Annotated in this window: 3 protein-coding genes and 10 tRNA genes; 1 reads left to right on the top strand and 12 read right to left on the bottom strand. The window is 57.8% G+C overall.

The genetic code is table 11. From position 1 onward, the window contains the following. Positions 1-167: 167 nt before the first annotated feature. Positions 168-923, bottom strand: a complete 756-nt coding sequence (locus E1297_RS04080) for a hypothetical protein (RefSeq protein WP_155134215.1) — start codon at positions 921-923, stop codon at positions 168-170. A 74-nt stretch (positions 924-997) separates the two neighbouring features. Between E1297_RS04080 and E1297_RS04075 the strand changes: the two genes are divergently transcribed. Continuing rightward, complete coding sequence (locus E1297_RS04075) at positions 998-1,891, top strand: hypothetical protein (protein WP_155134212.1); 894 nt, start codon at positions 998-1,000, stop codon at positions 1,889-1,891. 4 nt (positions 1,892-1,895) lie between these two features. Here E1297_RS04075 and E1297_RS04070 read toward each other — a convergent pair whose 3' ends face one another. The 11 genes from E1297_RS04070 to E1297_RS04020 all read right to left on the bottom strand — a co-directional run bounded on the left by E1297_RS04070 (position 1,896) and on the right by E1297_RS04020 (position 4,504). After that, positions 1,896-2,756 (bottom strand): UDP-3-O-acyl-N-acetylglucosamine deacetylase, encoded by an 861-nt coding sequence (locus E1297_RS04070; protein ID WP_196223186.1) that lies wholly within the window; start codon positions 2,754-2,756, stop codon positions 1,896-1,898. 458 nt (positions 2,757-3,214) lie between these two features. Further along, a tRNA-Pro gene (locus tag E1297_RS04065) sits at positions 3,215-3,291 on the bottom strand. A 195-nt stretch (positions 3,292-3,486) separates the two neighbouring features. After that, positions 3,487-3,561, bottom strand: a tRNA-His gene (locus tag E1297_RS04060). Between the two features lie 59 nt (positions 3,562-3,620). After that, positions 3,621-3,703 (bottom strand) — tRNA-Leu (locus E1297_RS04055). A gap of 16 nt (positions 3,704-3,719) precedes the next feature. Next, a tRNA-Leu gene (locus E1297_RS04050) sits at positions 3,720-3,802 on the bottom strand. Between the two features lie 5 nt (positions 3,803-3,807). Continuing rightward, a tRNA-Tyr gene (locus E1297_RS04045) sits at positions 3,808-3,891 on the bottom strand. Positions 3,892-3,896: 5 nt separating this feature from the next. Continuing rightward, positions 3,897-3,981 (bottom strand) — tRNA-Leu (locus E1297_RS04040). Between the two features lie 60 nt (positions 3,982-4,041). Beyond that, positions 4,042-4,117: transfer RNA gene (locus tag E1297_RS04035), tRNA-His, on the bottom strand. Positions 4,118-4,168: 51 nt separating this feature from the next. Next, positions 4,169-4,256: transfer RNA gene (locus tag E1297_RS04030), tRNA-Leu, on the bottom strand. A gap of 6 nt (positions 4,257-4,262) precedes the next feature. Then, positions 4,263-4,341 (bottom strand) — tRNA-Pro (locus E1297_RS04025). 81 nt (positions 4,342-4,422) lie between these two features. Continuing rightward, positions 4,423-4,504 (bottom strand) — tRNA-Leu (locus E1297_RS04020). Between the last annotated feature and the right edge of the window lie 67 nt (positions 4,505-4,571).

Raw genomic sequence — 4,571 nt, 5'->3', positions numbered from 1 at the left:
GATGGCTGGATTGCCTTCGATATCCGCCATATGGAACCCTGGAAAAAGAACTTGGCCCGGATATCTGAATGGGTGTTTATTACGAAACGTCATTTCTTGCACAGAGCGGGGAAGACATTAACGTGTGAGGATGCCGGGAAGGCTGGCTGCAAGTGCACCGCCTTCTTCTAGAAGGACGGATCGAATCCCTGATCCTGATCCTTTTTAGCAACTCGTTTGAGCTTGGGATTCGGTAATTCAACTTGCATGTCGATCGCCGCCTCGGTCACCGCCAGCGACAGCTCCATGAATTCCTCCCGAGGCATCAGAACATAGCGGCTCTCATATCTGTCGCCGACCGGAGCAACCTTTCGCATCGCTACCCGTGCGGCCATGGCGAGCCTGCGCAGTCTCGGAGTCCAGCCGACTTTCTTCACCGCATAGCCGAGCTTGTCGTCCAGAAGTTCGATCGCCTCCAGAATTTCGTCGTCGCTTGCCTCCACGGCGAAGAATTCACCCTCGCCAATCTTGAGATGAGGACGCGGATCGTTCGGATACCAGGCGCCCTCACCGTTGGGTGCGTTCGATCTCGCGACGGAAGGGGTTCGGGGAGGAGATGGCTTGTCGGACTTTTCGAGTTCCTCATCAAGCTCCGCCTCGAAAAACTCCTTAGACGGATGGCTCTCGGACAAATCCGCCTCGTACTCGTAGCCATTGTCGAACAGCTGCGGCGGAACGGCAAAATCCGGGCGATGCAACGGTTCCGGCTCAGGAAGAAGATATATGCCCCGCCCCTCGGCATCGAAAGCCTCGATGGCCAGTCGCAAGTCGTTCAGCGCGCCCTGAAGAGTAAATCCTTCGATGCGGGGTTTAGTGACCCCGTCGACATCTTCGAGTCCTAATTGCCTTGCCGCGTCGACCACGGCCAGAGCTAATTTCAACATTGCGACACCCCTCGTTTGCGCCGTTCGAACCGGCGTGGGAAATTAAGATGATGACCCATTTAAGAGTGCCTTCAATGTTTGCGCGGACGAAGCGTTTTTTCATAGTGACGGCCGTTCTCGCCACTTTCGCTCCATCGTCAGCGAGCGCAGACGGCTCTGACATGTGTTTCCTGTTGGCCGGGATAAACCCGAACGAAGTTCTTATGGCCATGACGAAATTCTCAGGCCCCGTTCTCGGAAAGCATCCGGAGGATTGGTCCAAAGAAGACATGGAGAATTTGAGGCGAAACGCTCAGATGTGTGACGGGTTGCCTGCGGACGGATCGGAGCAGGTCAAGGCATCAAGCTGGAACTCGATAGTGATTGCGATCGAGGACCGTATTTCGGGAATTGCAAAGCAAAGCGCCACGATCAGAGCGTACTTTCAGCCGACATGGGGAGAGAGTCCGTTGCCCGTTTGCTCCGACCTCCTGAAGTGGGAACGAGACCCCGTATGGCTTCGGTCGAACTCAAGAGAGATCTTTGGTGAGGACCTGGGGCGCATGAGCGAGAAGAAACGCGCTATCGCGCTGGAGTTCGCAAAAGCGTGCATTCCCGTTATGAAGGACGTTCTGAGGGCTTGGAGGCACAGGGGCAACGCCGCCGAACTCTTCGTCGCCGACATGGAGCGGTCCGCCGCTCGCGACGCCTTGGCGTATGCGGAGATGGATGGACTCAAAAATGCCTATATATCGGTGGAATTTCAGGGGTGGCAGATACCCCGCGCGTACCTGGGCAACACCGCGAGGTCGATGGTGGAAATGGCGGAGCGCGCCATGAGGGAGAACGGCCGCCTGTCCCTCGAGCAGATGAGCGTTCTGTCCTCATGGATCGACACCGTCTACGATACAGGCCAGGACGGTCCGGAAAGAGCCTACGCGAACTTCATCCGCACGATGGTCTCGAAGCAGATGTTCAAGAAGGATTGAGCACTCAAGCCGAAAGGCGAGGGCACTCCTCTAACGCGTCGTGCCCCCGGAGCCTGAGTGTTCCATCCTTCAGAGCGGTCGAGAGAAGCTTGGCGTTCGATGTGTGTCCCGGTCGGCGGGCGCGAATGGAACCGTCGAGACTTCCGCCCGAAAGGAATAGGTCCCCATACAAGTCTAAAGCCTTGTGAGCGGCGAATTCATGATTCATGCGCAATCCCTCCGGATTGAGCGGGCCGCGCTCACCCATGACCACTGCGTTCTCAAGAGATCCTCCCTTGCCGAGTCCGCCTTTTTTCATTTGCTCCACGTCCCGCTCCAGACAGAAGGTGCGGGCACGAGCCATGAGCGGAAACTCGTCCTCGACGAACGATGCCGACTGACAACCGATAGGAGTCCCGGAATAGTCGATCTCAACCGAGATGGCTGTGTTGCCGGGAGATAAAATGTATTCGCTGCCCCCAAAGACGTAGACCGCCTCACGGACGATCTCGAGTCGTTCGCTCGCAAGGTTCAGGTTGCGGGAAAGTCGAAATTTCCGGAAAAACTCGACCCATGGATACGCGGAACCGTCTAGTATAGGCACCTCGGGGCCGTCGAAACGGAGCGTGATGTCCGTCAATCGCGAAATAGCGAGGCCCGCCATCATGTGCTCGACCGTGTCCACCGGAACACCCTTGACGAGTATCCTCGTTCTGAGGGGCATCTGTGTGGTCGAGATGTCGGAAAGCCGAACGAAAGGCCCGTCGCAGACGGCCAGGAGAATACCGGCTCCGGCGGCCGCCGGAGCGACCTCCACGGAGCATCGTTCGCCTGAATGAAGACCGATCCCGATTAAGCGCGCTGGTTGGGCTGTGTTCGTCGACAAGGTCAATTACTCCTTCAAGAGGTTTCGATCAGCGTGAATCCTCCTGGAAGGGTCGTCCAGTAACATACTGTTACCAAGTGTGTCGCCCAGCTGACGGACCGAGGTCACCCGTTCGAATCCTTCTCCGTCGCCCCAACGGCAAGACAGGGCAGGTCGAGTCGAGAATTTGGAAAGGACTCGAGCGGAAACAGCGAGATTTCAAGGCGGGCAGTGCGTCGATCCCGCATTCTCCGACGGGTTGTACGCGGCGGAGACTAACACAACAGGGATCCTAGAGACCACGTCCTGAAGGTCATGCAGGCGCTGGATGCCGAAAAGACACCCTTAAACTTCGAGTTCTTCCGCTCTGCGGTCGTCGGTCACCACAAGGAGAAGGGTTTTGCCGCGCATCCAGATCAACATTTTTCGGGCAGACTTTCGTTGAGTTCCCGATATTTTTGCCGAAAGCGGTGCGAAAATGGTCTAGGTGGCAGGACTCGAACCTGCGACATCCCGCTCCCAAAGCGGGCGCTCTACCGGACTGAGCTACACCCAGAAAACTAGTGCAACCGAGAGGGCTTAAGCCTCCAAGGACTGAACCACAACGTCGCGCGTTTACAGATTTCGCCACGGTCGATCGTTGCCGGCTGATGTTGGCGATGATGGTGGATGCGGCGGGATTTGAACCCGCGACGACCCTTGCATTACCGAAGACTCCAGAACGGTTTGACCGAGTGGATGTCCTAATTCATGGCACTGGGAGATGGTTTCGAACCATCGACCTCCGGTTCCACAGACCGGCGCTCTACCCCTGAGCTATCCCAGCATACCTCTCTTTCGCCCCGCCCGACCGCGGTAGATCGGGCATGAAGGACGCGGTTACGTTGGTGCGGATGGCGGGACTCGAACCCGCAAGCCGAGGCGCCGAATTTTAAGTCCGGTGCGTTTACCTATTTCACCACATCCGCGTGTTTGTCTTTGTGTTGGTGCGGACGGAGGGGCTCGAACCCTCAAGCCGAGACAGCCGGGCTTGAGCCGACCGCGTTTACCGATTTCACCACGTCCGCGAACTTGGTGGAGAGGGAGGGAATTCGCACCCTCACAGAATATACGGCTGATTTACAGTCAGTTGGGCTCACTCGTGCCCAGCCTCTCCAATTCTGGTGCGGCCGAAAGGACTTGAACCTTCACGGATTTCTCCACAGCAGTCTAAGTGCTGCGCGTCTACCTGTTTCGCCACGGCCGCAGGTGTCGGAACCGTTAATTCGCCGGGCGCATATTCGCCAAGCGTATGGTTGCGACGAAATGGTCCTGGGAGAGGGTTTCGAACCCCCGTATTCGAGTCCACAGCCCGACGCTCTAACCAATTGAGCTATCCCAGAGAGAACTCCCGATCGGCCGAAAGGCTTCGGGTCCCGGAAACCCGGGGAATATGGTGCGGTCGGTGGGATTTGAACCCACACGGGGAATTACCCCCACCGATCCCTCAAACCGGCGCGTCTACCGTTCCGCCACGACCGCAGAAAATGGTCAGGGAGGCGGGATTCGAACCCGCGGCCTCTCGCGTCCGAGGCAAGTGCTCTAGGCCTGGCTGAGCTACACCCTGATGTCTCTATTTTCGCCCCCGGTGGGCGCGCTGAGGAGCGAGGCGCCGAGCCGGGGGCCGTCCGTCCGCATGAGGCGGATCTGGTGCCAGTGGGGAGGGTCGAACCCCCAAACGACCGCTTTTGAGGCGGCCAGGTATACCTTTGAATTCCCGTCACACTGGCAATGCGGACACGAACGCCGCTCGCGATATTATTACGTCCGGAACGCGGCCAGCGGCAAGTGAACGGG

Source organism: Roseibium sp. RKSG952 (genome assembly GCF_009711355.1).
The sequence above is the reverse complement of the archived record's forward strand: the minus strand, read 5'-3'. Positions and strand labels throughout refer to the sequence as shown.

What these genes read in the sequence shown, in the direction of transcription:
- E1297_RS04080 (WP_155134215.1), bottom strand. Translation starts at nt 923, where the DNA reads ATGTTGAAATTAGCTCTGGCCGTGGTCGACGCGGCAAGGCAATTAGGA.
- E1297_RS04075 (WP_155134212.1), top strand. Translation starts at nt 998, where the DNA reads ATGTTTGCGCGGACGAAGCGTTTTTTCATAGTGACGGCCGTTCTCGCC.